General features: G+C 66.9%; 29 protein-coding genes. 26 read left to right on the top strand and 3 right to left on the bottom strand.

Features of this window, described 5'->3' with window-relative positions:
• The 12 genes from HY726_09440 to HY726_09495 form a co-directional block, all read left to right on the top strand.
• Positions 1–1,029 (top strand): CoA transferase (locus HY726_09440; GenBank protein MBI4609221.1); only part of this gene is annotated, 1,029 nt, incomplete at its 5' end.
• 344 nt (positions 1,030–1,373) lie between these two features.
• The gene (locus HY726_09445) at positions 1,374–1,640 is read left to right on the top strand and encodes a hypothetical protein (GenBank protein MBI4609222.1); all 267 of its coding nucleotides are present in this window, start codon (positions 1,374–1,376) and stop codon (positions 1,638–1,640) included.
• A gap of 51 nt (positions 1,641–1,691) precedes the next feature.
• Entirely contained in the window at positions 1,692–2,078 is a 387-nt protein-coding gene (locus HY726_09450; protein ID MBI4609223.1) for a hypothetical protein, read from the top strand.
• A 20-nt stretch (positions 2,079–2,098) separates the two neighbouring features.
• Positions 2,099–2,494, top strand: coding sequence for a hypothetical protein (locus tag HY726_09455; GenBank protein MBI4609224.1), 396 nt, complete (start codon positions 2,099–2,101; stop codon positions 2,492–2,494).
• Positions 2,491–3,810, top strand: coding sequence for a CoA transferase (locus HY726_09460; GenBank protein ID MBI4609225.1), 1,320 nt, complete (start codon positions 2,491–2,493; stop codon positions 3,808–3,810). The genes HY726_09455 and HY726_09460 overlap by 4 nt, the downstream gene beginning before the upstream one ends.
• Before the next feature lie 112 nt (positions 3,811–3,922).
• Positions 3,923–5,221, top strand: coding sequence for a CoA transferase (locus HY726_09465; GenBank protein MBI4609226.1), 1,299 nt, complete (start codon positions 3,923–3,925; stop codon positions 5,219–5,221).
• 29 nt (positions 5,222–5,250) lie between these two features.
• Positions 5,251–5,643 (top strand): hypothetical protein, encoded by a 393-nt coding sequence (locus HY726_09470; GenBank protein MBI4609227.1) that lies wholly within the window; start codon positions 5,251–5,253, stop codon positions 5,641–5,643.
• A gap of 18 nt (positions 5,644–5,661) precedes the next feature.
• On the top strand, positions 5,662–6,255 hold the full coding sequence (locus HY726_09475; protein ID MBI4609228.1) for a hypothetical protein: 594 nt from the start codon (positions 5,662–5,664) through the stop codon (positions 6,253–6,255).
• Positions 6,256–6,304: 49 nt separating this feature from the next.
• Positions 6,305–6,613 carry a hypothetical protein gene (locus tag HY726_09480; protein MBI4609229.1) on the top strand — a complete coding sequence of 103 codons (309 nt, stop codon included), beginning with the start codon at positions 6,305–6,307 and terminating at the stop codon, positions 6,611–6,613.
• Complete coding sequence (locus HY726_09485; protein MBI4609230.1) at positions 6,610–7,332, top strand: hypothetical protein; 723 nt, start codon at positions 6,610–6,612, stop codon at positions 7,330–7,332. The genes HY726_09480 and HY726_09485 overlap by 4 nt, the downstream gene beginning before the upstream one ends.
• Positions 7,333–7,353: 21 nt before the next feature.
• Positions 7,354–9,012 (top strand): acyl-CoA synthetase, encoded by a 1,659-nt coding sequence (locus HY726_09490; protein ID MBI4609231.1) that lies wholly within the window; start codon positions 7,354–7,356, stop codon positions 9,010–9,012.
• Positions 9,013–9,286: 274 nt separating this feature from the next.
• The gene (locus HY726_09495; protein ID MBI4609232.1) at positions 9,287–10,402 is read left to right on the top strand and encodes a mandelate racemase/muconate lactonizing enzyme family protein; all 1,116 of its coding nucleotides are present in this window, start codon (positions 9,287–9,289) and stop codon (positions 10,400–10,402) included.
• 121 nt (positions 10,403–10,523) lie between these two features.
• On the opposite strand, the gene HY726_09500 is transcribed toward HY726_09495, so the two are convergent.
• Positions 10,524–11,927 carry an ATP-binding protein gene (locus HY726_09500; GenBank protein ID MBI4609233.1) on the bottom strand — a complete coding sequence of 468 codons (1,404 nt, stop codon included), beginning with the start codon at positions 11,925–11,927 and terminating at the stop codon, positions 10,524–10,526.
• Between the two features lie 118 nt (positions 11,928–12,045).
• Positions 12,046–13,077, bottom strand: a complete 1,032-nt coding sequence (locus HY726_09505) for a hypothetical protein (GenBank protein MBI4609234.1) — start codon at positions 13,075–13,077, stop codon at positions 12,046–12,048.
• Positions 13,078–13,413: 336 nt separating this feature from the next.
• On the opposite strand from HY726_09505, the gene HY726_09510 reads away from it, so the two are divergent.
• The 14 genes from HY726_09510 (at position 13,414) to HY726_09575 (ending at position 25,630) form a co-directional block, all read left to right on the top strand.
• Positions 13,414–14,649, top strand: a complete 1,236-nt coding sequence (locus tag HY726_09510; protein ID MBI4609235.1) for a hypothetical protein — start codon at positions 13,414–13,416, stop codon at positions 14,647–14,649.
• The gene (locus HY726_09515) at positions 14,646–15,269 is read left to right on the top strand and encodes a cysteine hydrolase (GenBank protein MBI4609236.1); all 624 of its coding nucleotides are present in this window, start codon (positions 14,646–14,648) and stop codon (positions 15,267–15,269) included. Before HY726_09510 ends, HY726_09515 begins: the two co-directional genes overlap by 4 nt.
• 262 nt (positions 15,270–15,531) lie before the next feature.
• Positions 15,532–17,202 (top strand): urocanate hydratase, encoded by a 1,671-nt coding sequence (hutU, locus tag HY726_09520; GenBank protein MBI4609237.1) that lies wholly within the window; start codon positions 15,532–15,534, stop codon positions 17,200–17,202.
• A gap of 119 nt (positions 17,203–17,321) precedes the next feature.
• Positions 17,322–17,930 carry a hypothetical protein gene (locus HY726_09525; protein MBI4609238.1) on the top strand — a complete coding sequence of 203 codons (609 nt, stop codon included), beginning with the start codon at positions 17,322–17,324 and terminating at the stop codon, positions 17,928–17,930.
• A gap of 18 nt (positions 17,931–17,948) precedes the next feature.
• Positions 17,949–18,488, top strand: coding sequence for a hypothetical protein (locus HY726_09530; protein ID MBI4609239.1), 540 nt, complete (start codon positions 17,949–17,951; stop codon positions 18,486–18,488).
• On the top strand, positions 18,488–19,201 hold the full coding sequence (locus tag HY726_09535) for a hypothetical protein (protein ID MBI4609240.1): 714 nt from the start codon (positions 18,488–18,490) through the stop codon (positions 19,199–19,201). Before HY726_09530 ends, HY726_09535 begins: the two co-directional genes overlap by 1 nt.
• Positions 19,198–19,530, top strand: coding sequence for a hypothetical protein (locus HY726_09540; protein ID MBI4609241.1), 333 nt, complete (start codon positions 19,198–19,200; stop codon positions 19,528–19,530). The genes HY726_09535 and HY726_09540 overlap by 4 nt, the downstream gene beginning before the upstream one ends.
• Positions 19,527–19,871, top strand: coding sequence for a hypothetical protein (locus tag HY726_09545; protein ID MBI4609242.1), 345 nt, complete (start codon positions 19,527–19,529; stop codon positions 19,869–19,871). The genes HY726_09540 and HY726_09545 overlap by 4 nt, the downstream gene beginning before the upstream one ends.
• A 60-nt stretch (positions 19,872–19,931) precedes the next feature.
• A complete protein-coding gene (locus HY726_09550; protein ID MBI4609243.1) occupies positions 19,932–21,173 on the top strand; it encodes an ABC transporter substrate-binding protein in 1,242 nt (413 codons plus the stop codon).
• Between the two features lie 74 nt (positions 21,174–21,247).
• Positions 21,248–22,129, top strand: coding sequence for a branched-chain amino acid ABC transporter permease (locus HY726_09555; protein ID MBI4609244.1), 882 nt, complete (start codon positions 21,248–21,250; stop codon positions 22,127–22,129).
• A gap of 6 nt (positions 22,130–22,135) precedes the next feature.
• Positions 22,136–23,053 (top strand): branched-chain amino acid ABC transporter permease, encoded by a 918-nt coding sequence (locus HY726_09560; protein MBI4609245.1) that lies wholly within the window; start codon positions 22,136–22,138, stop codon positions 23,051–23,053.
• A gap of 11 nt (positions 23,054–23,064) precedes the next feature.
• Positions 23,065–23,805, top strand: a complete 741-nt coding sequence (locus HY726_09565; protein MBI4609246.1) for an ABC transporter ATP-binding protein — start codon at positions 23,065–23,067, stop codon at positions 23,803–23,805.
• On the top strand, positions 23,789–24,511 hold the full coding sequence (locus HY726_09570) for an ABC transporter ATP-binding protein (GenBank protein MBI4609247.1): 723 nt from the start codon (positions 23,789–23,791) through the stop codon (positions 24,509–24,511). Before HY726_09565 ends, HY726_09570 begins: the two co-directional genes overlap by 17 nt.
• Before the next feature lie 27 nt (positions 24,512–24,538).
• Positions 24,539–25,630: a cupin domain-containing protein gene (locus HY726_09575; GenBank protein ID MBI4609248.1), complete on the top strand. Its 1,092-nt coding sequence runs from the start codon at positions 24,539–24,541 to the stop codon at positions 25,628–25,630.
• Between the two features lie 18 nt (positions 25,631–25,648).
• Here HY726_09575 and HY726_09580 read toward each other — a convergent pair whose 3' ends face one another.
• Positions 25,649–26,038: a cytochrome c gene (locus HY726_09580; GenBank protein MBI4609249.1), complete on the bottom strand. Its 390-nt coding sequence runs from the start codon at positions 26,036–26,038 to the stop codon at positions 25,649–25,651.
• Positions 26,039–26,224: the final 186 nt, after the last annotated feature.

Raw genomic sequence — 26,224 nt, forward strand, 5'->3', positions numbered from 1 at the left:
GACTTCCATCGCCCCGAGGCGCGGGAGCTGATGTACAAGCTCGCGGCCAAGGCCGACGTGATGGTCGAGAACTATCGCCCGGGCACCTTCGACCGCTGGGGGATCGGCTACCGCCAGCTCCGGGAGATCAACCCCCGCCTGATCTATATCTGGCTCGGCGGCTTCGGCGGCTGGGGGCCGGGGCGCGTCCGGGCGTCCTACGACATCCTGGGCCAGGCCCAGGGCGGCGCCTTCTCGATCACCGGGCAACAGGAGGAGTTCGGCGGCTCCCCCTCCAAGCACACCATCTGTCTCGCCGACTACTGGGGCGGACTGATGGGGGCCGTCCACGCGCTCTCGGCCCTCTACTGGCGCGATAATGTCTCGGGAGAAGGCACGTTCCTCGAGTACAGCCAGGTCCACGGCGTCTCCCGCCAGCTCGAGTACGCGCTCCCCCTCTACGGCCGTCATGGGGTGATCCGCGAGCGCTGGGGAAACTGGGATACGCAGCTCTGCGTGCACGGGATCATCAAGTGCGGAAAATCGTCCTATCCCGGCTCAGACAACCCCCAGGAGCAGGAAGAAGGCTACATCCTGATCTCGGCCTACGAGGACGAGGACTTCGCGCGCCTCTGCAAGGCCGTCGGCCAGGAGAAGCTGGCGCGCCTGTACAAGAGCCACGACGTGCGCGTCAAGCCCGACAGCCAGCGCGAGATCTACGCGGCGCTCGAGGCCTGGGCCAAGGACAAGACCAAGGAGCAGGTGGCCCAGATCCTCGACCGGGCAGGAGTCATCACGCAACCCGTCTGGAACGCGAAAGAGGTCGCGAGCCACCCCCACTGGCGCCAGCGCGGCTCGATCTTCTGGCTCGACGACCCGACCTACGGCGACCTGCTCTCGCAGGGCCCGGCCTACAGGATGTCGGACACGCCGCCGCGCGTGAAATGGTCGCTCAAGCCCATCGGCGCCGACAACGAGCAGATCTACTCGAAGCTCTGCGGCCTCGCCGCCGAGGAGATCAAGCGCCTCGAGGCCGAGGAGATCATCTAAAATGGGGCGTGAGGATTGCCTGAGACGCAATATACCCTCCCGGTGTGGATAGACACGCGGATCAGGCATTACCATCGAACGGAACGCGGTCGGGTTGTCCAATTCATGGTCCAGCTTGAAGTTGAGGTACAGGGCCGGTGGCGACCGGTAATCCGATACGATACCGCCCACGGGTTTCTTCATATCGACCGCTTCACTCAGGAGGGAAAGCCAGAAAAGGAGCGATTGCGTTTGACACATGCGGAGGCCCTGACGAGAGCAGAGCGGGACATCAAGCAAAACTGGGCCGTATACCGTGAAAAGTTCCTGAGGGGAGAGCTGCTGTGACCAGGACAGACAGACTGATGGCGGAGAAAAACCTGGACCTCATTTTTGAATTCCAAAAGTATGTCTTGACGCATCCGGAGACGGCAGCGCGCATCCCCCATGGGGCTGTTGTCGTGATGCAGGTGGAGGGAAATAAGCAGTTTAATCAGTGGAGTTGGAAAGTGGGACAGCGTCACGCAAAGGAAGGACACCCGCTGGTGTGCGTTACCGTCAAGAAAATCGGTCCGGTCCGATCACGAATTGAGAGGCTTGAAATTGGGCGGTCCGCAGCGAAGGCTTCGTAATCCTAGGGGGGAGATCTATTCGGATACTCGCCGCTCATAGGAGGAGTTGATGTGACAGCGCGAGGCTGGTTGCTGATCGGTCTTCTTTTTCTGGTCAGTTCGGCCTGCGCCACGGCTCCGACGGAACCGGCGAAGCCGCCGACCGTGGACGTAACCGGCACCTGGGAGGGAGAGTGGCGGGCCCTGACCTTCAGCTACGGCGGTCTCGTCACGATGCGGCTCCAGCAGACGGGCCCGAAGGTGACCGGAGAGATCCGGACCAACACCCCGACCGCTCCCGGCGGCGAGCTCGCCGGCACGGTGGCCAGCAACGTACTGACCTTCGGAACCACCACGGGCTCCTTCTTCAACGCTGAGCTGACGGTAAAGGGGGGCGAGATGAGCGGCACTTTCCCCTGGTACGGTATGCAGAGCCAGATGGTGCTCCGTCGAAAGTAAGTAACGCTGGAGAGTCGCCCATGCTGCTCAAGTGCGCGAAGTGCGGCGTGAAGAACTACCTGGATCCCTACCCCTTCTGGAACTTCAAGGGGAAGACCAAGTGCGCGGGGTGTGATGCCTACTACGCGATCGAGATCGCCAACGGCGCCGCCGCGAGGCCGCCCCAGCCCACCACCGGCACGCTCAAGGACCCCAACCTGATGCTGCCGGGCTTCGCCGACACCCCCGACTTCAAGCCCGTGGTCGGGGAGGGGAAAACGCGGCCGGCGCCGCGCGCCCGGCCCGACGTCTACGGCAAGCCCAAGCCCATCGTCAAGAACGCCCGCGGACGGCTCGTCGCTGGGCGGCCGCTGACGCCCGAGGAACTGGTCGGGTCCCGGGCCCGCTACATCGCCGAGGGGAAAGAGCCGAAATGACGGAGACGTACTTCGACTACACCAAGCGGCTCTTCGACCGGTCCCGGGTCTTCGACAAGCCCGAAGCGCTCCGGGGCGTCCGCATCCTCGAGCTCACCACGCTTGTCCTGGGCCCCACCACCGCCGACTTCCTCGGCGAGTTCGGCGCCGAGGTCGTCAAGGTCGAGCTCCCCCCGGGGGGCGACACGATGCGCTACGTGACCCCCGAGGCCACGTTCTGGCAGAACGCCTCCCTTGGCTTCTTCCCCGAGAACCACTCCAAGTACCACATCGGCATCGACCTGCACGCCGAGGAGGGGAAACAGCTCTTCAAGCAGTTCACCGCCAAGTCCGACATCCTCGTCGAGAACTTCCGCGCGGGGACCCTGGACCGCTGGGGGATCGGCTACCGCCACCTCAGCGAGGTGAACCCGCGGCTCATCTACGTGGCCGATTCAGGGTTCGGCCAGTGGGGGCCGTTCTCGGTCGGCCGCGCCTCCTACGACGCCGTGGCCCAGACCGTCAGCGGGATGATCGGGATCACCGGGTTCCCCGGTCGGCCGCCGATCGTCTGCGGGATGTTCGTCGGCGACTGGTTCGGCGGAATGATGGCGTCGGTCGCGACGCTCGTGGCGCTCCACCACCGGAACAGGACCGGCGAGGGCCAGTTCATCGACTACGCCCAGTCCGAGGGGCTCATCCGTTCGCTCGACTGGACCTGGGTGCGCCACGGCCTCACCGGCCAGGACCGGGGCCCGGGGGGGAACCGGGACGGGGCGCTCGTCCCCGCCGACTTCTTCCCGTGCCGGGACGGGTTCGTGGCCATCGCTGCGGCGCGCGACGAAGAGTTCCGGGGGCTCTGCGCCGCCATGGGCGATGCCCAGCTCGCCAGGGACCCACGCTTCGCCACTCTCGCCGCCCGCCAGGAGCCCGCCAACGCTCAGGCCCTGAGCCAGCGCATCAGGAGCTGGACCAGCGAGAAGACCCGCGCCGAGATCGAGGGGCTCGGCGAGAAGTACGGCTTCGCCGCCGCGCGCGTCGCCAATGCCGAGGACCGCCACCGGGACGAGCACCTCAGGGCCCGCGGCACGGTGTGGGAATACGAGGACCCGCTCTACGGCAGCATCGTGGAGCACGGCCCGGCGCCCAAGCTCTCCGAGACCCCCGGGCGGATCCGCTGGTCCGCCAAGCCGGTCGGCTGGCACAACGACGAGATTCTCGTGCGCCTCCTGGGCCTCTCCCCGGCGCGGATCCGCGAGCTCGAGGCTAGAAAAGTCATCGGCAAGTGGGCCGACCGACCCGGCGCCAAGCCCCCGGATAACTGGAGGCCGTCGTGAGCGGCTCGCCCGCGGCGGTTGCGCACGAGCACAGGCTCGTTCGAGCGCCGGCTTTGCCGGCGCAACCCGAGGGGGGAGGTGTCGGAAGGGGGGCGGAGCCCCCCTCCGAGCGATGATCCCCTGGCCCGAGCAGGCCAAAGAGCTGACGGACCCGGCCCGGGCCCACGAGAAGCCCGAAGCGCTGAGCGACCTCAGGGTGCTCGACTGCTCGCAGGGGAACTTCGCTGCGCTCTTCTGCTCCTCGATCCTGGCCGAGTTCGGGGCTGAGGTGATCCGGGTGGAGCCGCCGGCGGGCGACATCGCCCGGCTCTTCACCCCGGCAGGACTCCTCCATCGTGGGATCGGCCTCGGGTATCTCGTCGAGGCGCGGAACAAGCGCCACATCACTCTGAACCTGGAAACGCCCGCAGGTCGGGAGCTCTTCCGGCGCCTCGCCCGGCACATGGACGTGGTCATCGAGAGCGCCAGGCCCGGCCAGATGGACACCTGGGGGCTTGGCTATCGCCAGCTCTCTGCCGAAAACCCCCGGCTGATCTACGCCGCCTTCTCGACCTACGGACAGTTCGGTCCGAAGGCCGCGACGCCGATCCCCGACTATGACATCACGGACCAGGCGCTCTCCGGCGTCCCCTACACCACGGGCGAGCCGGAGGGGGAAGGGCCTCCCGAGTCCTCGGTCCCCACCAGGCAGGGGAACTGGATCGCGTGGTACGTGGGCGGCGGCTGGGGGGCCTTCGCGGTGATGGCCGCCGCCGTCTGGCGCTGGGCGTCGGGGCGAGGCCAGTTCATCGACTGCTCGCCCGCCGAAGGGGAGATGCGCTTCACCGACTACGACGTCCACTGGTATCACTCCCACCAGCGGACCCGCGAGCGTGTCGGTGCCCTCAACATCTGCGTCTTCCCCTACACGCTGATCAAGACCAGCGACTCCTACTCCTTCATCGCCGGCTTCTCCGACATCAACTGGACCGGCCTCACCAACATCATGGCGCGGCCGGACCTCAAGGAGCGCTACCCGACGACGAAGCACCGGATCCAGAACTCCAAGAAGCTTCACGCCGAGCTGGCGGCGTGGGGCAAGGGCCTGACCTCCCAGGAGATCCTGGACAAGGTGCAGGACTACATGCTGAACAAGCGCGGCCCCGGGACCGTGGCCACAGCCCGGCTCAACCGGCCCGCCGACACCCTCGCCGAGCCCCACTGGTGGGAGCGCGGCGTGTTCCAGAAGGTGGAGGACCCGGACTACGGGGAACTGCTGCTTCAGGCACCGCCCTGGAAGATGTCCCGGACCCCGCCCAGAATCAAGTGGGCGTGCCGGCCCGTGGGGGCGGATAATCAGGACGTGTACCTGAAGTACCTGGGCTTGGGGACGGAGCGCCTCCGGGCCCTCAAGGCCGAGGGCGTGCTGTAGAGCCTCCCCGGCCGGAAGGAGGAAGGCGGATGGACAGGTTCAGATGGGTGGCTCTCGTTCTCGTGGTGACCACGCTCCTGAGCGGGTCTCCGGCTCTGCTGGCATGGGCCCAGCAGCCTCAACAGCCCTCCCAGGAGGCCCCGAAAGCCGCGGAGCCGGCCAAGCCGAAGGAGTCCGGCGACGCGGCGTACGCGGTTGGCGCCGCGGCCCTGACGGTCATCAACGTGCCCGGACGGACCGTGACCTGCGTGATCGGCTCGGCACTCGGCATCGTCGTGATGGCCATCACCTTCGGCAGCGGTTACCGGGCCGCGACCCAGATCGTCGAGGAGGGGTGCCGGGGCCCGTGGATTCTCACCGCCGACGATCTGAAGGGCGAGCCGACAACCGAAACCAGGACCGAGAGCATGGGCCGGTATTGACCCGCAGGAGGTCAGGGCATGGCTGAGATCCTCTGTCCGAGCTGCCGGCACTTCGCCCCGGCGCTCGATCCCAACATCTCAAAGGCGTTCCTCGGCGCGTGCAAGAAGAAGGAGGCGCCCTTCCTCCTGATCCTGCCCAAGGAGGGGGTCACCGAGTGCGAGGTGTACGAGCGAGCACCGCGCCCTGCGCAGGTGGCAGCCACCACAGCCGCGGTCAAGGCCGAGGCGAAGGCCGCGCCGGCGCAAAGGCGCGTCGTGTTCCTCTACTCCAGCGGCCACCGGCCGGGAGAGCAGTTCCCGTGCGATCCGAAGCGGGCCCTCTCGCTCCTGGACCAGCTCAAGAGCACGGGTGTGGCCTGCGAGGTTCGCGACCTTGCCAGCGTCAAGGATGTCTTCCCCGACTACCACAAGGCGGTGACGGGCCCGAGCGCCCAGAAGCGCCCCGTCTTCGGAATGCCGGGAGCCCGCGAAGAGGAGTTCGGCCGCCGCGTCCCCGCCCTCATGATCTTCGAGGGTGACCGCTACCCGACCGAGGTGTATCCCCGCATGGACCGCGAGCTGAACCGGGTGCTCGGAGTTGAAGAGGCCCTTGAGCGGCTGCTGAAGGGCTGAGCGACCATCTCTGCTTTGGGCGCTCAGTTGAATACCATGAGCCCCATGAATGCGTCACACGTATGTGGCCCCTCTTTCCAATCAAGATCGACTTCGCGTTGACTTCGAGACTCAGCGCGGGCGAGTGACGGCGCTTCACGTGGTGCAATATGAGACAATTCGGCATGGCGCGTGGCACGCTGTCGCCCGCTACGATACTGCTCACGGCTTCGTCCACCTGGACCTCCACACGCAATTCGGACAGGTGAAATACCAGGTGCCCATCCAAGATTTAGGCGACGCCCTGACCTTTGCCATCAACGACCTCAAAGACAACTGGACCGTCTACAAAAACCAGTTTCTGGGCCCTCAGCCATGAGCCAGCAGCCGTCTAAACCCGATGTCCCGCCCGATCGGGTGTTTGACTTCCTCCAGAAGTTCAACCGGGCGATAGTGCTTGACGAGGAGTTGACCCGTCTGTTTCCGGATACCGAGTTCGAGCTTACGTTCGATCACATCGGCACCATCTACATTAATGGCACGTCCACGGGCATTAATGTCGAAGAACGGTATCGAGCTCTACGAGCAAAGGACGAGAAGACTCCGACCAATACGGAGGTCGCTACGTCTGCCTTAGAAGTCCTGAATGATTTGATGGGCGAAATTCACGGCGCTCGGATTACCGGAATCAAAGCCATTAAGCAACCGGAAATCTTTCAGACCAAGTACCCTCGCTTCATCGTGCGTAATTCCATCGGTGTCATCGTCCTCGCGCTTCGGAAGTTTGACGATATATGGACAAATCAGATCGCCCCCATTCTGCTGTCGGATAACCTCCCTCTTGAGGGGATTGAACTGAGTTGCGAGATCGCAAACCGTGGACTACGAAAATTCTGCAACCTCGTCATCGCTCATTATTCAGAGACTAAGCTCAGTCCAAAAACGCCTATCACAACGATAGAAGAACTACTGAACCAGCAAGGGTTCACGTCCGACGAGGACTTTCTTGTTTGGACGACGCATGCCGTTGCCAAGATCGAAGTCGTTCGGGACTGTATCGCCGCGAAGTATAGGCTTTCAAATAGGCGCGACAAATAAGAAACGCCTCAAGAGGTGACCATGGGCAAGATCCTGGCTGACTATCTGCCGCCGAAGGAGCTCTGGCCCCAGCGGATCTACACGCTGCCCGAGCACAAAGCCTACCCGCAGCGGTTCAACGCGACCGAAGAGCTGGTGGACCGCCACGTCGAGACCGGGCGGGGAGACAGGGTCGCCATCCTCTTCGAAGACCAGAAGATCACCTACAGGCAGCTCCAGAGCTCCGCGAACAAGCTGGGCTCCGCCTTGAAGGCGCTCGGGATCGGGGAGGCGGACCGGGTGCTCCTGCGGAGCCCGTCCATCCCGCCAGCCCTGGTCGCCAACTTCGCCGTGATCAAGATCGGCGGGATCGTGGTCCCGACCTCCCCCCTCTTCTCGCGCGCGGAGCTTGCCCACGTGGCCGTGAACACCGAGGCCGTCGCCCTGATCGTCGCCGCTGCGCTCCTGGAGGAAGTCGAAAAAGCGCGCGCTGAGCTCAAGACCGTCAAGCACATCATCGTCATCGGCGGCGAAGCCGCCGACATCAAGGCCAAGGGCTACATCCCCTACGGCGAGCTGATGGCGAAAGGATCCGAAACCCTGGAGCCGGTCAGGCGAGACCGGACCGCCATCTCCGTTCTCCTCTTCACCTCGGGAACCACGGGCCTCCCGAAGGGCACCGTCCACTTCATGGAGGAGGCCCTCGTCGTCCCCGACGGCTTCGGCAAGTACGGCTGGCGCGTGACGCCGGACGACGTCATCGGGGGCCCTGCGCCGCTCTCGCTCGCGGCCGGCTACTCGACCCAGGCCGTGATCCCCTTCCGCTTCGGGGCCGCGGTCTCGCTCCTGGCGCGCTTCACGCCCGAGGGGATGTTCGAGGCGATCCAGAAGCACCGGATCACGATCCTCTCGGTTCTTCCGACGGCCTACCGGAAGATGCTCCAGGTCCCCGACGCCGAGAGGCGCTACGCCCTCTCCTCGCTCAAGGTCTGCACGGGGGGTGGGGAGTCGCTTACCGCGCAGACCTATCACGACTGGAAGAACAAGTTCGGGCTCGAGATCTACGAGGGCCTCGGCACCACGGAGATGATGTTCGTCTTCGTTTCCTCAGCCGTGACCCGGAAGGTCAAGCCCGGCGCCATCGGGCCTGCCGTCCCCGGCTACGAGCTGAAGGTGATCTCGGAGGACGGCAAAGAGTGCAGGCCCGGCGAGGTCGGGCTCCTGATCGGCCGGGGGCCGACCGGGACCGTCTACTGGCGTGATCCGGAAAAGCAGAAGTCCGCGGTCAGGGACGGCTGGTGCCGCGCCGGCGACTTCGTCACGATGGACGAGGACGGCTACGTCTGGTTCCTCTCGCGCGAGGACGACCTCATCAAGTCCTCCGGCTACCGGATCGGTCCCGAGGAGATCGAGGATGCCCTGGTCAAGCACCCGGCCGTGGCCGACGCGGGCGTCATCGGCGTCTCCGACGCCGTCCGCGGCCAGAACACCCGAGCCTACGTCGTCCTGAAGCCCGGGACCGCGCCGAGCGAGGCGCTCGGACACGAGCTGATCGAGTTCTGCCGGGACAAGATCGCCGTCTACAAGCTGCCGCGGGAGATCGAGTTCGTGGACCAGCTCCCGCGCGCCCCGGGGCCGGCCGGGCCCGGCACCGGCAAGCTCCTCCGCCGCGTCCTGCGCGAGCGCGCGGCAAAGAAGTAATCCGTTCGGGAACATGCTCGAGCTTCGCCAGAATCCGTACGTGTCGCTGCGTCAAGCCCTCGACGAGCGGGGCGGGCGCGCGGAGCTGAGCGCTGCCGCGTCCAGGCCTTCGCCCTAGCGGGATGCTGAAGAACTCGGCTCGCATCCTCGAACCGTCAGCGCGCACCTCGCCGAAGCGTCCCGAGCGCGGGCTTGGCCCGCGCAATCCCGGGGGGAGGTATCGGAAGGGGGGCGGAGCCCCCCTCCGAGGATCTAGCGCACGCCCGGACTCCCGATGAAGATCACCGAGATCAAAACCTCCCCGCTCTCGATCCCCTTCCGCCCGATGAAGCCGCCCTCGCTGTGGACCGACGGGATCCGCAAGCAGCTTGTGATCGAGCTCCGCACCGACGAGGGAGTGGTCGGCGTCGGGGAGGCCTTCGCCTACGGCGCGCCCCTCGCGGTCGCGAACGTGATCACGGAGGTGCTCACGCCGCTCCTCATCGGCGAGGACCCGACCCAGATCGAGCGGCTCGCGGAGAAAATGCACCGCGCCACGTTCCTCTACGGCCGGCGCGGCCTCGCCATGATGGCGATCAGCGGCGTCGAGCTGGCCCTCTGGGACGCTGCGGGCAAGGCCCGGGGCGTGCCCGTCTACGAGCTGCTCGGCGGCCTCGTGACGCCGCGCGTCCGCGCCTACGCGAGCCTCCACCGCTACCGCTCCCCCGCCGAGGTGGGCGAGGCCTCGCGCGATTACGTCAGCCGGGGCTTCAGCGCGATCAAGCTCCACCAGACCGACGTCGAGTCTGTCGCGACGGCGCGTGCTGCCGTGGGGCCGAGCGTCGAGATCATGCTCGACGTCAACTGCGTCTGGAACCCGCGGGAGGCGATCGCCATGGCGCGACGCTTCGCCCCCTTCGACCTCGCGTGGCTCGAGGAGCCGGTCTGGCCCCCGGAGGACTACCGGGGCCTGGCGGAGGTGGCCGCCCAGGTCGAGACCCCCATCGCCGCAGGCGAGAACGAGGCGACGACCTTCGGTTTCAGGGAGATGATCGCCCAGCGCGCCGCGGATATCCTCCAGCCGAGCGTGACGAAAGTCGGAGGGCTCCTGGAGTTCAAGAAGATCTGCGGGCTCGCCGCGGCGGCGAACCTTTCCGTGGCGCCCCACTCCTTCTACTTCGGCCCCGGCCTGGCGGCCACCCTTCACCTGATCGCCTCCACGCCGGGCTGCCTCTTCGTGGAGTTCCCCACGGGCGAGCTGGAGACTCCGCTCCTGACCAACCCGATCCAGGCCAAGGACGGCCATGTCGAGGTCCCCGCGGGCCCGGGGTTCGGCGTCCAGCTGAACGATGAGGCGCTCAGCCGCTACCCCTACAGCGGCGAAGGCACGCGCCCCTTCATCCTCACCTAACCAGTCCAGACGCCGAGCCCCGGCGCCCGCTCCACCACTCGGAGGCGCTTGAGGTTCGAACCCTGTAGCGGATCCACTGCATGACCGCATGAGCCTCGCGCCAACCGGCTAGCACGACTCATTACAGCTCCCAGAGGGCGATGTTCAGTGCACGGGCTTCGTCACGGATCGTCGGGCTCACGCGACCTACTGTGAACACCCCGGAGTGGACCCGACGTGCCGCCTGCCGCCAAGGAACCTGCTCCGTTTTTGCCAGCAAGCCGTGGAGCAGGGCTCGGTCGACCTTATCAGCGCTCAGGCGACACTCGCCGATGAACGCTTCCGTGCCTGTTCTCGTCCGAGCCACGACGTCAATCTCGGTGCCCTGACGGTCCCACCAGCGTCCGACCGCATCCGGATCGAACGGGAATTTCAACGTAGGATCTCCTTGAGCAAGCCGCTGGCGGATCAGGGTCTCGAATACTTGCCCTTCGAGCGTAGGCAGATCCCGGCGAATCAGCGCGAGCACTTTGTCCCTCCGGCCCGCTTCGAGCTGGCTCTGGAAGGAATAGACGTAGCGAAACCAGAACGCGAGGAACGAGTCCTGCAACCGGTATCGGCCCAGGCGTCCTGTGCGGTCACCGAGCGGGATCTCACGCTCGACGAGGCCGAACTCCTCCTGAAGCCGGTGGAGTTCCTTAGGCAGCGCCGTCACCGGCATCCCCGTGACATCAGCGATCTCTCTGAGCTGCACCCGACCGCTGGCGATCGCCCGGAGGATCGAGAAGGCGGTGGTGTGCTCACGCCCGAATTCTTCGACGAGGAGCGCCTTGCCCTCCTCGCGCAGCGGCGCATCCTGACGGAGAATTAACGTGTCGATCAGGGCGAGGGGGTCCTTGCCGAGTAGGTCTGCATCGCCCGCCAGCGCATAATACTTCGGGCATCCTCCGAAGATGGTCCAGTGCCGGATGAGTTCCCTGAAGCCCCGACGCCCGCTCTTCCGGAGGAGTGCCGCGATGACACCGGAGTCGAACGGATGCACCCGGAGGTAGCCTGTCGCCCGCCGAGCCAGAGGCTCCCTGGCCCCCGCGAAAATTCGTTCCATGAGGCTGACGAGCGAGCCGACCGCAATCAGGTGGATCTTGCGCTCGTCGTGAAGGGTATCCCAGTGCTTCTGCAGGATAGAAAAGACGCTCGGATCCACATAGCGGAAATTCTGGAATTCGTCGAAGACAACCGTCAACGACGCGTCGCGGGCTGTGTCGAAGCAGGCCCGGATGAGCCCGTCCCAAGTCAGGCGCGCTCCACGAAACGCCGGTTGATGGGCCGCGAGGATTTCGGCGAACTCGGCCCGGAGGTCCTCCCCGCGCTTGCGGGTGACAAAGAAGTAAAGGGCCCGGGGCACGCTGCGGAGAAATTCACGAACCAGGGTGGTTTTCCCTATGCGCCGGCGGCCGAGCACCAGGGTGAACTGACTCTGCCGCTCGGCCCTCTGCTGGGTCTCTCGCAGGGTCTGGAGTTCCTTTTCCCGATTGACGAAGTGCATGTCAACCATTATGGCTGTCAACCATTATGGCTGTCAACCATAATGTTTATTCGGCGCCCTGGTGCGCGCGGGCTTGGCGGCTAATGCCGCTCGGCGCACCGGTGAGGAAGTGGCCGGGTCAGCGACTGCGGACGAACTGGTCGAACGGGCCCGAGATCCGGATGACCTCGTTCAGCGGCCAGGCCCCGCGGCGGATGGTGACGACAAAGAGGTCGCCGGCGATGCCGGTCCGGCGGGTCTGGTCGGTCACGGGCGCAAAGACCAGGCTCCTGGGGGCGTCGCCGTCCGTAAAGCTGGCGAACCCGGCTTGCTTGCCGTCGGGGCTCAGCACGAAGATCTCCCCGGCGTGGCGGTCGGCCACGAAGAGGTGGCGGGCCGGCCCCATGCTGATCCCGGCGGCGACGGGTCCGCGGAGGACGAGGCTCGGCGCGCCGTCGCCACCCACCTTCCAGATTGCTCCCGGCCCGCGCTGCCACGGGGCCTCGGCATCTCCGTCGCTCCCGATCCAGAGCTGCCCCGCATCGTCCGTCGCGAGCACCCGGGGGCGAGTCGCGGTGACGTAGCGCGGGTCCAGGACACGGCCCGAGGCGTTGAGCCGAACGACGAGCCCCTGGAGGCGGTCGGCGACGTACACGTTTCCTGCCGCGTCCACGGCCGCGCCCTCCGGCTGCCTGAGGAGTGGCGGCGTCCCGCGCTCCGGCGTGCCGCCGGCGAACAGCTCGGCGCGCCCATCGAGCATTCGGTAGAGGACGCCGATCCGCCGATCACGGTCGAAGGTGGTGACGAAGAGCTCCCGTCCACCCCGGATCGCCGCGATCTGGGGATTCGGGAGCGGCGGGCCGTGGAGGTAGCGCGGCTCGGTGCCCGGGGTCAGACGGGCACCGCCCGGCGTGATCCGGTAGATCGGCCAGAGGTCTTCGGCGTCACCGGCGAAGTAGCGGCGACCCGTCCGGGCAAGGTAGAGAAAGCCGGCACCGTCGACGGCGAGCGTCGAGGTCGCGGGGATGCCGCGGCCACCCCGTCCGGCATCGAACCCCTCGCCCGTCACGTAGGTCTGAGCGGTGAAGCCGGGCGGGAGGAGCAGCTCCGCGCTCGCGGGAACCGGGGCCAGAAGAAGTACAACGACCAGAGGCAGGCGCCATCCGCGCATCGTATCGCCCCACGCTGGCCGCACGGCCGGCGTGCCGCCGAACACCTCCTTCAAGGAGTTGGAAGTGTGGGCCCTACCGTATCCGGGGCCGACGCGGGCTGTCAAGGCGGGCCCCCGCGTTGACCGGACGCGGGGGCCGTGCTATCTATGGGGCCACTCTCCATGCTTGGCTCGGCTGAGGACGAAGCTCTCCTGTCCCTGAGCGAGGACGGAGGCGGGCTCTGTTTCGTTTCGCCTCACCTTCATCCTCTCTCCCTTGGGGGGAAGGGCGGGTTGGGAGCAGCGCCACTCGCCGTCGTGACGGGACCCATGGGCCCGTGGACATAGGAGAGTACGATGCCAGATCAGCTGCCGCCCGGTGAGGCGTACGCGAGGAACGTCGAGGCCGTCGGCTACTCAGCGCTCGAGGGTCGCCCGGCCTTCAAGCTCGCAATGCAGGTGGTCGGGGGGCACTGCTACCTCTACCTCGGCCACTTCTGGCACCGCGGCTGGTCCATCCTGGATGTCACCGATCCTGCGGCTCCGAACCTCGTCCGCTTCGTCCCCGGACCCGCCAACACCTTCACGGGCCAGATCCAGGTGGCCGACGGGAAGATGGTCACCGCCCTGGAACGGATGGCCCCTGAGTGGGGCGGAGACCCGAACGCCGCCAACGAAGAAGGCGTCTTGATCTGGGACGTGAGCCAGCCCACCGACCCGGTCCTCCTCGGCCATTTCAGGACGGGCGGCAAGGGCACCCACAGGAACTACTACGACGGCGGGCGCTACGTCCACCTGGCCAGTGGCCTCCCCGGGTACACGAACAACGTCTATCAGATCATCGACATCGAGGACCCCGCCCACCCGAAGGAGGTGTCACGCTGGTGGCTTCCGGGCCAGTGGCGCGACGCACGGGAGGCTCCGGAGGCGCCCGGCCATGCCTTCCTCCATGGCGGGGCCTACGTGGAGGGCGCCCGCGCGTACCTCCCCTACAGCAGCGCCGGGCTCGTGATCCTCGACACCAGCGACATCACGGCGCCACGCCTGGTGAGCCGCCTCCCGTTCTCGCCGCCGTTTCTCGCGTTCATCGCCGTCCACACGGCGGTGCCGCTTCCCTCCCGGAAACTCGTCGTCGTGAACTCGGAGGCCATTCAGGAAGGCTGCCGCGAGCCGGCCAACTTCGCGGGCCTCGTGGACGTGAGCGATGAAACGGCGCCGCGCCTCGTCTCGCTCTTCCCGCTCCCGGAACCACCGCCGGGCGCGCCGTATCGGAATTTCTGCGAGAAGGGTGGCCGCTTCGGCCCCCATAATCAGCACCAGCCGCAACACCAACCCGCCCTGCTGCAGCGGGATGATCTCGTCTATCTCACGTACTTCAACGCGGGGCTCAGGATCGTGGACATCTCGGATTCGCTCCTCCCCCGCGAGGTCGGCTACTTCATCCCGCCGGATCCCGAGCGCCGGATCGGCCTTCTGCCGAAGACGCTCGTCACCCAGTCAGAGGACGTGCTCGTGGATGCCCGCGGGTACATCTACGTGACGGACAAGAACCACGGGCTCTACGTGCTCCGCTGCACCGGAGGCAATCCATGATCTCCCTCGATCCGCGCACGACCGCCCTCGTCGCCATCGACATGCACCGGGGGCACCTGGACCCCTCGATCGCCACGCTCCCGCTGGCGGCCGAGCGCTGCGGCCCGGTGATCGCGCGCGCGGTGGCCCTGTTCCGGGAGCTGCGCGTGATCGGGGTGCCGATCGTCCACGTGGTCACGGAGAACCGGGATGCGGGAGAGATCGCGGCCAACCCGTTCTGGAAGGCGATCCACGACGACGCGACGAAGGCGCGGAAGGGAATCCTCAAGCACAACCTGGCCGGGAGCCCGGGGACCCAGATCATCCCGGACCTCTGGGCCGACGGCGATTACCGGGTCGGCGGCAAGAAGCGCTACAACTGTTTCTACGCCACCGACCTGGAGTTCCTCCTGCGCCGGCTCGCCGCGGAGACCCTGATCATCGCCGGGATCAACACCACGACCTGCGTCCTCAACACGGCGTTCGAAGCCACCAACCGCGATTTTCGCGTGGCGATCGCCGAAGAGGCGGTGGACTCCATGGACGGGGAGGAGATGCACCGCTTCGCCCTCCGTCTCATGTCTGCCGCGGTGGGCTGGGTGCTGTCCAACGAGCAGATCCTGAAGGCCCTGCGGTCCTAACAGGGCGGCTCCAACGCCACCCTCCCACGGACCTGTCGCTGTCCAGTGAAAATGTCGCCTTAACGGTCTGCCGGCGGTATCGCCGGAGGGCCGACCTCCAGTTCTCCACTCAGCACGCGCGACCCTGGAACGATGCTGGGAGTTGAAGCCCGTTCGGACCCGGGGTGACTTTGCGCTTGACTCTCGCGTTAACGGGAGCGTTTTATAGTCGCGATAGGCCATTCGATCCTTGCTCTAGCTGTTCGCGCCAGGAGAAACCGCCATGAGTGACCCCTTGCGCCCGAGGGACCCGATCCGTGCACCGCGTGGCAGCACCCTCTCCTGCAAGGGCTGGCCCCAGGAAGCCGCGCTCAGAATGCTTATGAATAACCTGGACCCCGACGTGGCGGAGCGCTGGGAAGAGCTGGTGGTCTATGGCGGGGCCGGTAAGGCCGCACGGGACTGGGGCGCCTACTACCGGATCGTGGCGGCGCTGCGGGCGCTCGAGGGGGACGAGACGCTCCTGGTGCAGTCGGGCAAAGCGGTGGGAGTGTTCAAGACCCACACGGAGGCGCCGCGGGTGTTGATCTCAAATTCCATGCTGGTTCCCGCGTGGGGTGACTGGGAACATTTCCGCCGGTACGAGGCCCTGGGCCTCACCATGTACGGCCAGATGACCGCCGGGAGCTGGATCTACATCGGCACTCAGGGGATCCTCCAGGGGACCTACGAGACGTTCGGTGCCTGCGCGCGGCGGCACTTTGGCGGAAGCCTCAAGGGGCGCCTCGTCCTGTCAGCCGGGCTGGGCGGGATGGGCGGCGCCCAGCCGCTGGCCGTCACCCTCAACGAGGGGGTAGGAATCTTCGTGGAGGTGGACCCCGAGCGAATCGAGCGCCGGCTCAAGCTGCGTTACCTGGACACGGCGACCGACTCGCTGGACGACGCCCTGAAGCAGGCGCATCGCGCGAGGGCGAAGCGGGAAGCCCTGTCGATCGGGCTCCTCGGGAACGCGGCCGACGTTTACGCCGAGCTCGTCGCGCGCGGCGTACGACCGGACGTCGTAACCGACCAGACGGCAGCGCATGACCTGCTTCACGGCTACATTCCCGCGGGGCTCACCATAGCCGAGGCCCGGCAACTGCGCCAGACCGACCCGGCAGAGTACCTCCGTCGCGCCTCGGGTTCGGTGGCGCGCCATGTCGGCGCCATGCTGGATTTCCAGCGGCTCGGCGCCGTCGTCTTTGACTACGGCAACAACATCCGCGCCGAGGCCAAAAAGGCCGGGGTGGCTGAGGCCTTCAGCTTCCCCGGGTTTGTGCCCGCCTTCATCCGCCCCCTCTTCTGTGAGGGGCAGGGCCCCTTCCGCTGGGTCGCGCTGTCCGGCGATCCCGAGGACATCTACGCGACGGACCGTGCGCTGATGGACGCCTTTCGCGACAACGACCACCTGGTCAGCTGGCTTCGGACGGCGCAGGAGCGCGTCCACTTCCAGGGGTTGCCGGCGCGTATCTGTTGGCTTGGTTATGGCGACCGGGAGCGGGCCGGGCGGATCTTCAACGACCTAGTCGCCGCCGGGCGCGTCAAGGCGCCAATGGTGATCGGGCGTGATCATCTCGACTCTGGCTCCGTGGCTTCACCCTACCGCGAGACCGAGGCGATGCGGGATGGATCGGATGCCATCGCCGACTGGCCAATTCTGAACGCGCTCCTCAACGCGTCGGCAGGGGCGACCTGGGTGGCTGTTCACCACGGCGGCGGGGTCGGGATCGGCTACGCGATCCACGCGGGGATGGTGATCGTTGCCGACGGCACGGCCGAGGCGGAACGACGCTTGGAACGGGTGCTGACGACGGATCCCGGCTCCGGGATCATGCGGCATGCCGATGCGGGCTACCCGGAGGCCATCGAGGCGGCCAAGCGTCACGGGCTGAAACTTCCGGGACTCGCCTCTTGACGACCGCAAGCCTGCTCGCGCGACCTCGTTGGGCTGATGCGGTGCGCTTCGGCACTGCAAAACCCTTGACAACCAGCCGGGTGGTCAGGCAACATCCAGCCGGGTTCCGGGAAGTGGTCGTGACTGACCAACGCGACCCCGCGCCGCTTAAACACTCCGCGAACGAGACGCGGTGCGTCGCGGTCAGCTTGCTCTGGGCCCTCCTGCTCGCCTCGGCCATGCTTCTCCCCGGTCAGGCGAGCGCCCAGTTCACTATCGCCGGCAAGAAGGTCTCCCCGAGCGAGACCAACTTCGCGGGCGTGCGGCAGGTCTCACCGGTCTATGGCTTCGTGGTGCAGATCAACCACGACGCCCAGCTCGCAGCCGATTTCGACCTCCAGGCCGTCGACGGCGCTTTCGCCAAACTCCTGAGGGAGCACGGTCGGGCCCCGTTGGTGTCAGCCACGCGGCTCATCGTCGTTGTGACCACGGGGGCGAAGATCGCCAAGTTCGGCGAAGCCGGCCAGCGCCGGATGTTCCGGTGGCTCGAGCCCGAACTCCGGAAGCACGGCGACTTCCACGTCTCGCCGGTGGCGATCTTCATCTCGGATCAGGCCGCATCGGATCGGGCGAAGCTCGAGGCGGTCCTCATGCGGGCGCTCACGCTCTACTTCGATCCGAGGCTCAGGGAAGCGCTCGATTCGGTCGACAGCGCGCCCCCGGTTGATGCGCAGCCGCACCGGCACTGAGGCGCGGGGGAAACTCCAATGAACGCCACGCTCAGGCGCCCGCCCACGATCGCCCTGGTCGCGAGCCTCTGCATGTTCGCGGTGGGCGCGTCCATGGGCGGGGCGCTCGTCAGCTTCCAGGACCAGCTCTACGACGTCGCGCGGCGGGAGGTGGTCAAGCGCCCCGAAGTCCACGGGTTCGCGGGTGCCGAGGTGATCGACGAGGCCCGGATCGCTGAGGTGGTGGAGCAGTCGAACAACGCGCTCCGTATGCTTCACGTGCACGGGCTCGGCGTGGGGATGCTGATTTTGCTCGCGTCGCTCGCCATCGTGAACCTGCCGATTCCCCGACGACTCCAGCACATCCTCTGCGTGCTGATCTCCCTGGGCGCGCTCTACCCGCCCGGCTGGCTCGTGCTCGGCTGGCTCATCCCGACGTGGGGGGTCGCGACGCTCCGCGGCCCGATCGAGTGGGCGTTCTTCGTCCCGTTCGGCGGTGCCGCGATCCTTGCCATCTGGGGAACGCTCGCGTGCTACCTGGTCGCGCTCGTGCGCGGGTGGCGGGCGGAGGGCTCGTGATGCGACGGGCCGGGCTCGCCGGGATCGCGATGGCAATCGCCGGGCTCGTGCTCGCGTCTAGCAGCGCGAGCGGCCATCTCTTCCACAAGATCTACGAGCCCCCCGAGAACCAGCTCACGAAGGACGCCCGGCTTCTCCGCCTCCTGATCGACGACCCGACCGACCGCTTCGAGCTGGCGCGGCAGGTGTACGAGGGCGAGACCCGAATCCGGATCAAGCCGGGCGGGTTCCGGAAGTGGCTCAAGCGGCCGATCGAGCCGGGGATGGTCTTCAGGGCCAGCTACCAGCTCAACCGGTGGTCGGGGAGCCTCAAGGAGGAGGCCGAGCGCATCGATCAGGAGCAGGGGACCGACCTTGCCGGCCGCATGGCTGCTGGTCTCGATGACCGCAAGCGCGACGTGGTCGCTGCCGCCATGCGGGAGATGTTCGTGGTGCTCATCGGCGAGTTGCTCGAATCGCTCTGGCAGCGGGTGGAAGACGAGGAGGCGGCCGCGCGCCTGTACGGTTATGTGCTGAGCTACTACAGCATAAACCTCGAGGGGTACCTGAACATCCACCACCTGAACGCCGCGACGACGGCCCGGACCGCGCTCGACGCCATGACCCGGGCGCTCGGCGACCCGGAGACCGGGGCGCCGCCGGCACCCGAGGCGTTTGACAAGCAACGCCGGCGGTTTCTCCGCGTGCTGCGCGAGGTAGTGGGTCCGCGATGAGGTGTGTCACGCTCGGGGGGCTGGCCGCCTGCCTTGTCCTCGCTGTCCTTCCGGGCGCGGCGCTCGCCAACGGCGCCACGCAACGGGAGATTCAGGGGCGCGTGCTCTCCACGGACGTGCCGGCGGGCACGCTTGTGGTCGAGCAGACTTTCCGGGGAAAGACGACGCGCCTGAGGCTCGTGGCTCCACCGGGCGTGAGGGTCTTCTCTTGCGGCGGAGAGACTCAGCGTTTCGATCAGGTAAAGGCGGGGGCGCCCGTCAGCGTCTTCTACGAAGTCGCCGGCAGCGAGGGCGTGGCGAACATGATTGTGATCGAGCCCGGACGATGACGCGCGCGGCGTTGGCGGTCGTTCTCCTTTCGCTCGCGGCGATCCCTGGAATGTCTGCCTTGGCCCACGAGGAACGCCTGGCCGTCGGGCGGGTCGCGGTGATCGAGCCCGTGCGGAGGCTCATGGTCCTGGCCGACGCGCGGAGCGGCTCGCGTCTCCGGCTCGAGGTGAATCCGGAAACAGAGGTCATCGTATGCGGGACGGCCACGGGGCTCGCCGCGGTCCCCGTGGGCGCGCTCGTGCGGGTGAAATATCTCGACAAAGCGGGCGCGGAACCGGAAGCTCGGTCAGTGCTCGTGCTGGGCGGGCGGCGCCCAGCGGCTGAGTCCGGAGGGAGGTGAGGCAGGAGGCAATCAGGCTCCGAGCAGTTCAAAAACCCAAGGCGACAGGAGGAGAATCCAATGAAGCGCTCGTTCAGATTAGCAAGCATAGTGCTCCTTGGTGCGCTCCTGGTCTGGCCAGCGGGGGCTGGCGCCTTCCAGGAGGAGGGGACGCTCCGGATCGGAGGGATGTGGGCCTTGAGCGGCGGCGCCGCGTTCTTCGGCAAGGCGTCGCTGGGGCTGGCGACCCTGGCCGTCGACGAGATCAACGAGGCGGGCGGCCTCCAGACCGGCGGCAAGCGGGTGAAGCTCACCATGCATGCTGAGGACGACGCCTGCAAGGCCGAGCAGGGGCTGACCGCGGTCCGGCGGCTGGCGGACGTCCACAAGGTGCTCTTCTCGCTGGGGCCGACCTGCTCGTCGGTGGCCGAGCCCGTCTTCGGCACGCTGCAGAAACGGCTCGGCGACGCTGGCGACACGGGGCTCCAGCTCCTGTTCTTCACCGACACGGCCACGAAGTTCGGCCTCGCCAAGCTCTCGCCGTGGGCCTTCCGCAACACGCCGGATGAGCCCGCGATGTACGACTTCATCGTGAAGCTCTTGAAGGACACGCGGCCTGAGCTGAAGACGGTGATGGTCGCCTACGAGTCCGACTTCGCCCACTCGGCGTCGACCTGGAAGCTCGCCCTGAAGCCCGCGCTCGAGAAGTACAAATACCATGAGGTGAAGGAAGTGGTGGACTGGGGCTGGCTGGACACAGAGATGGGCGCCCAGGTGACCAAGCTCCGACGGGCCAATGCCGATATCTGGTTCGCCCTCACGCACACGACGTCGACCTGCCCCTCTTTCAAGGAGATGAAGCGCCAGCGCGTGAAGCCAAAGCTGATCATCGGGATCACGAGCATCGCGGGCACCGAGGTGCTGATCGCGTGCCCCGACGTGGCGGAGGGTTTGATCGCGCCCTCGAACTTCGCCCCCATCAACCCGAAGGCCAAGCAGGTCGCCGAGAAGGCCTGGGACAAGTACAAGGCCGACAGCAACATCCATAGCGTACCGGCGTACGAGAACATCCACCTGATCAAGGGGCTCATCGAGAAGGCCGGAATCAAGAACACCGAGGCGTCGATCCTGGAGGACCGGCGCAAGGTGCGTGACCTCCTCGCGAAGGTCGGTACCTTCGACGGCGTGATCGGCAAGATCACGCTCCGGCCCGAAAACGACCCCGTGAAGCCACGCGACGTGGACAAAGACCACATCCTGGTTGAGGTGAAGAAGGCTAAATGGGTCATCTTCTGGGCCCCGCCGCATCTCAGAGGTGGCTGAGCGGCTGAGCCCTACCTGTCTGCCCCGGCCCGCCTCGCGCGGGCCGGGGCGGCTCTCCCCACCGGAGCAACACTGTGACGGCGATTCTGTTCGACACGACCGAGCAGTTCCTCAACGGCCTCATGTTCGGCTGCTTCTACGCCCTGATCGGCGGCGGTTTCACCATCCTGTTCGGCGTCATGCGTCGCTTCAACCTCGCCTACGGGTCCACGATCATGGCGGGCGCCTACGGAAGCCTGATCCCCTTCTACATGTGGAACACGCCAGTCTTGGTGGTCTTTCTCACGAGCGTTGCGGGCGCCATCGTTGTCGGGCTCATCGTCGAGTTTTGCTGCTTCCGGTTCCTCAAGAAAGGCCACGAGCTGGCGCCGCTGATGACCACCATCGGCATGCTGATCGTGATCAATGAGGCGATCGTCTACGCGACCGACGCGGTGGCCATCCAGTACCCGAACCCGTTCGGCGACGAGTCGGTGGACGTGGGCCCTTTCCTGGTCCGGCGCGACTACATCGCGGTGCTCGCGGCCGGTGCCCTCTGTTTTTTTGCCATCTTTTATACGATCTACCGGACGCGGTTCGGCCGCGCCATGCGGGCGGTCGCCGAGCGGCCCGAAGCCGCACAGATCCTCGGCGTGAGTCTCCGACGGGTCAATGTTCTGACGTTCGCCCTCACCTCGGCCCTTGCGGGTCTCATCGGCTTCTTCTCGTCGGTCAGCATCGGCGCGGCGCGCCCCGATACGGCCATATGGCTCACCGGCAAGGGGCTGGTCGTCATGGTGCTGGGCGGCCTCGGGAGCCTGCCGGGCGCGATCCTCGGCGGCTTCGCGCTCGGCATCGTCGAGTTCGAGGCGATGTGGTACCTGGGGGGCACGTTCCGGGACATGGTCGCCTTCCTGATTCTGTTGTTGATCCTGATCGTCCGGCCCAGCGGCTTTCTGGGCTCGCGGGGCGCCTGAGCCGGTATGGAGTACTACATCTCGGTCGCCTCGGTTATGGGGATTCACGCCCTGCTGGGGCTGAGTGTCTACCTGGTGGCGATCAGCGGCCAGATGTCGTTCGGCCAGCAGGGATTCTTCGCCCTCGGCGCCTACCTTGCCGGCATGGGCACGGCGCTCTGGGGCCTCCACCTCCTGCCCGCGCTGCTCCTCGGTGTGGCGGTCGCCGCCCTCTTCGGTGTCATCGTGGGGTTCCCGGCGCTGCGCGTCCGGGGGCTCTACCTGGCGATTGCGACCTTCGGGTTCGGCGAAATCGTCCGGCTCGCCTTTCTCAACATCCGCTACACAAAGACCATCGGCGGGCGAGTGGTGGGCCCGAACGCGGCGGAAGGGTTTCGGCATATCCGGTATGTCTTCGATCGCGGCATTACATCACTCCAGTACCTCGGAATCATTCTGGTGGGGCTCGCTGTCGTCGTCGTGCTCTTCTACCTCCTGGACCGCTCGAAGTTCGGTGCCAAGCTGCGGGCGGTGGAGGAGGATGAGACTGCGGCGGCGATGGTCGGGATCAACGTGACCCGGGTCAAAGTCCTCGCCTTCACCGGAGCGGCGGCGGTGGCGGGGCTCTCGGGAGGGTTCTTCGTGCACTACTCGAGCTACATCGACCACGACATCGTGGCGTTGCCCCTGGCGATCGCGTCCGTGACCTACCCGATCCTGGGCGGACTCGGCAGCTTCGCCGGACCCCTGCTGGGAACGGTCATCCTGGTGGGCCTGACCGAGGGGCTCCGTGTCCTCCACGAGCTTCGCGAGTTCGTCTATGGGGCGCTCATCATCCTCATGATGATCTTCCGGCCCCGTGGCCTCGTGGACGAGGCGCTCGTCATCCGCGTGCGAAGCTGGTTCCGGCCGGCGGCGGCCGCGGCGGCGACCAAGGCGCCGTGACCGGCAGCCCCATCCTCCTCGTCGAACACGTCTCCCGGCACTTCGGCGGCCTCCGGGCGCTCAACGGCGTGAGCCTGGCGGTTCCCCGGGGCATCATCTTCGCGCTCATCGGGCCCAACGGGTCGGGGAAGACCACGCTCTTCAACGTCATCACCGGGGTGTTTCCCGCCACGGAAGGTCGGCTCGCTTTTGACGGCCGTGAGATCACGGAAGCCAGAACCCATGAGGTGGTGAGGCGCGGTATCGGCCGGACGTTCCAAACCATTCGGCTGTTCACGCGCCTGAGCGTCTTTGACAACGTCTGGGTCGCCCTGCGCGCGGCGCAGGACCGGCAGCGTGGATCCCCACGGCGCGAACACGAGCGGGTGGAGGAGTTGCTGGCATTCAACCGGCTCCTCGACAAGCGCGACGAGCTGGCGGGGAACCTGAATTTCGGCGAGCAGCGGCGCCTGGAACTGGCCCGGGCGCTGGCCACCGAGCCCACCCTGCTCCTGCTGGACGAGCCCGCCGCCGGCATGAACTACGCGCAGGTTCAAGAGCTGATCGAGGATATGCGGAAATTGCGGGGGATGGGCAAGACCATCTTCCTGATCGAGCACGTCATGGACTTCGTGATGGGAGTGGCACACCGGATCGCCGTTCTCAACTTCGGAGAGAAGATCGCCGAGGGGACCCCGGACGAGATCCAGGGGAACCCGCCGGTGCTGGAGGCTTATCTGGGAGGGGGGCGGGCCGGTGCTGAGGGTCGCTGACCTCGAGGTCCGCTACGGGAGCGTGGCTGCAGTCCGGGGGGTGTCCCTCGAGGTGCGGGAGGGCGAGGTCGTCTGCCTGATCGGCCCCAACGGCGCCGGGAAGACCACAACGCTTCTCACCGTCGCTGGGTTGCTCCGGCCGGCGGGCGGGCGGATCGAGTTCCTGGGGCACAAGCTCTCGAGCCTCGCCCCCGATCGGATTGTCAGGCTCGGCATCGGCCTCGTCCCTGAGGGACGGTGGATCCTGGGGGAGATGACCGTTCATGACAACCTGCTGATGGGAGCATATGTCCGGCGGGACGACCGGGCGCGGGTGCAGGAGGACCTGGAAACAGTCTACGGGATCTTCCCCATCCTGCGCGCTCGGACGCGGCAGCGGGCCGGGACGCTCTCCGGCGGGGAGCAGCAGATGCTGGCGATCGCCCGCACGCTCATGGGTCGCCCGAAGCTGCTCATGATGGACGAACCCTCCCTCGGCCTGGCGCCCCTCATCATCGAGGAGATCTTTCGAGTTATCCGGGAGCTCCACGCCCGAGGGACAACCATCCTCCTGGTCGAGCAGAACGCCCACCAGGCCCTCGCCGTCGCCCAGCGCGCCTATGTCATGGAGGTGGGGCGAGTCACCCTGAGCGGCAGCGCCGCGGAGCTACGCGAACACGAGGTGCTCAAGAAAGCGTACCTGGGTGCGCGCGCGGGCAGAGCATGAGGGCGCGGCGGCAGGAGAGGAAGAGCTATGGACAGGAAAGTCTCGACCGAAGGGTCAGCTGAGGAACTTCGAGAATTCTACGCCGAGCTGGGCCGGAGGCATCTGGCCGCGCTCTGGACCGTCACCGCCGACCTCCTGCCGCGGGAGCCGAAGACGAAGGTCCTCCCCTGGCTCTGGCGCTGGAAGGAGATGTCGGCGCTGGCCCTGCGGGCTGGGGAGCTAGTTCCGATCGAGAGGGGCGGCGAGCGGCGGGTCCTCGCCCTCGTGAACCCAGGGCTCGGCGGGAAGTACGCGACCACCCACACCCTGTGGGGCGCGGTCCAGATTTTGCTCCCGCGCGAGACCGCGCCCGCCCACCGCCACACCCCCGCGGCGATCCGCTTCATCCTCGAGGGCGAGGGCGCCTTCACCACCGTCGAGGGCGACAAGTGCGTCATGGGGCCGGGGGACCTGGTGCTGACCCCGCCGTGGACCTGGCACGATCACGGCAACGAGGGGGACGAGCCGGTCATTTGGTTCGACGGCCTCGATCTCCCGCTGGTCCACGACCTGGACGCGGTCTTCTTCGAGCCCTATCCCGACCATGTCCAGCCCGTGACGGCCGTCAACGAAGCCGAGCGCCGCTTTCGAACGGGCCAGCTCATGCCCACCTGGGCGCGCCCGACGGGGCGTTCCTCTCCTCTCTACAATTACAAGTGGCAGGACGCGCGCGCGGGCCTCGACCGTCTCGCCGGCGGCGAGACGAGCCCCTACGACGACGTGGCCCTCGAGTACACCAACCCGGCGACCGGTGGGCCGGTTCTCCCGACCCTGGCCTGCTGGATCCAGCTCCTCCGCCCGGGCGTTCGCACCCGCGCGCACCGCCACGCCAGTTCCGCGGTCTACGTGGCGTTTTCGGGGAGCGGCGAGAGCATCATCAGCGGGATGCGGTTCCCGTGGGAGCGGGGCGACATGTTCGTGATCCCGCCCTGGGCCTGGCACGAGCACGTGAACCCGACGTCAGCCGAGGCGATTCTCTTCTCGATTCACGACACGCCGGTGATGGATGCGCTGGGGCTCTACCGCGAGGAACCGTACCCGGCGGGCCACCAAGGCGTTACGGGCGTCTTCGACACCTAAGGCGCGCGGCGCGTGATCTCACGGCGACGTCCGGGACGCGGACAGGCTCCGGACGTACGCCACCAGCTCCCTGATCTCCCCATCGCTCAGGTGGAAGCCGAAGCCGGGCATCCCGGGCTTCCCGATGGTCGCCCCGCCGTGCTTGATGATGTCGAAGAGATACTGGTCCGGGAGCTTGGCCATGCGCCCCCCGTCGGCCAGGTTCCCCGGCCTGATCAAAAAGACGGTGGCGCGCCAGGAGCCGGACCCGCGCGCCCCGTGACAGCTCACGCAGCGGAGGAAATACTGGCGCTCCGCGGGCGAGGCGTTTGGTGGCGGGGCCGGATCGGGAAGGAAACTCGCGAACACGATCACGTTGACCGCGATCACGCCCAGCGCGGCCGCGATCAGAAGTCCGCGTCGACCCATCGCTGACGAGCATAGCACCGGGCCGCCTAGGAGCCTGTCGGAGTAATACCCCTCGAGCGCGGGCTTCGCCCGCGCAACCAACTCGGGCCTCGCCTCGTGGCTCTCCTCGCCTGCGGCTCGTCGGCAGCCCCTCGGCTCGAACCACCCATCCTGGGGGTGGGCTCGGTGGGGGCCGTCGCGGCCCCC

The organism is Candidatus Rokuibacteriota bacterium (assembly GCA_016209385.1).
GTDB lineage: Bacteria > Methylomirabilota > Methylomirabilia > Rokubacteriales > CSP1-6 > JACQWB01.

Coding starts and splice junctions, on each gene's coding strand:
- HY726_09495 (MBI4609232.1), top strand. CDS start 9,287: ATGAAGATCACCGAGATCAAAACCTCCCCGCTCTCGATCCCCTTCCGC.
- HY726_09480 (MBI4609229.1), top strand. CDS start 6,305: ATGCGTCACACGTATGTGGCCCCTCTTTCCAATCAAGATCGACTTCGC.
- HY726_09445 (MBI4609222.1), top strand. CDS start 1,374: ATGGCGGAGAAAAACCTGGACCTCATTTTTGAATTCCAAAAGTATGTC.
- HY726_09545 (MBI4609242.1), top strand. CDS start 19,527: ATGACGCGCGCGGCGTTGGCGGTCGTTCTCCTTTCGCTCGCGGCGATC.
- HY726_09470 (MBI4609227.1), top strand. CDS start 5,251: ATGGACAGGTTCAGATGGGTGGCTCTCGTTCTCGTGGTGACCACGCTC.
- HY726_09530 (MBI4609239.1), top strand. CDS start 17,949: ATGAACGCCACGCTCAGGCGCCCGCCCACGATCGCCCTGGTCGCGAGC.
- HY726_09475 (MBI4609228.1), top strand. CDS start 5,662: ATGGCTGAGATCCTCTGTCCGAGCTGCCGGCACTTCGCCCCGGCGCTC.
- HY726_09550 (MBI4609243.1), top strand. CDS start 19,932: ATGAAGCGCTCGTTCAGATTAGCAAGCATAGTGCTCCTTGGTGCGCTC.
- HY726_09575 (MBI4609248.1), top strand. CDS start 24,539: ATGGACAGGAAAGTCTCGACCGAAGGGTCAGCTGAGGAACTTCGAGAA.
- HY726_09580 (MBI4609249.1), bottom strand. CDS start 26,038: ATGGGTCGACGCGGACTTCTGATCGCGGCCGCGCTGGGCGTGATCGCG.
- HY726_09465 (MBI4609226.1), top strand. CDS start 3,923: ATGATCCCCTGGCCCGAGCAGGCCAAAGAGCTGACGGACCCGGCCCGG.
- hutU (MBI4609237.1), top strand. CDS start 15,532: ATGAGTGACCCCTTGCGCCCGAGGGACCCGATCCGTGCACCGCGTGGC.
- HY726_09510 (MBI4609235.1), top strand. CDS start 13,414: ATGCCAGATCAGCTGCCGCCCGGTGAGGCGTACGCGAGGAACGTCGAG.
- HY726_09535 (MBI4609240.1), top strand. CDS start 18,488: ATGCGACGGGCCGGGCTCGCCGGGATCGCGATGGCAATCGCCGGGCTC.
- HY726_09560 (MBI4609245.1), top strand. CDS start 22,136: ATGGAGTACTACATCTCGGTCGCCTCGGTTATGGGGATTCACGCCCTG.
- HY726_09490 (MBI4609231.1), top strand. CDS start 7,354: ATGGGCAAGATCCTGGCTGACTATCTGCCGCCGAAGGAGCTCTGGCCC.
- HY726_09455 (MBI4609224.1), top strand. CDS start 2,099: ATGCTGCTCAAGTGCGCGAAGTGCGGCGTGAAGAACTACCTGGATCCC.
- HY726_09460 (MBI4609225.1), top strand. CDS start 2,491: ATGACGGAGACGTACTTCGACTACACCAAGCGGCTCTTCGACCGGTCC.
- HY726_09515 (MBI4609236.1), top strand. CDS start 14,646: ATGATCTCCCTCGATCCGCGCACGACCGCCCTCGTCGCCATCGACATG.
- HY726_09485 (MBI4609230.1), top strand. CDS start 6,610: ATGAGCCAGCAGCCGTCTAAACCCGATGTCCCGCCCGATCGGGTGTTT.
- HY726_09500 (MBI4609233.1), bottom strand. CDS start 11,927: ATGCACTTCGTCAATCGGGAAAAGGAACTCCAGACCCTGCGAGAGACC.
- HY726_09505 (MBI4609234.1), bottom strand. CDS start 13,077: ATGCGCGGATGGCGCCTGCCTCTGGTCGTTGTACTTCTTCTGGCCCCG.
- HY726_09540 (MBI4609241.1), top strand. CDS start 19,198: ATGAGGTGTGTCACGCTCGGGGGGCTGGCCGCCTGCCTTGTCCTCGCT.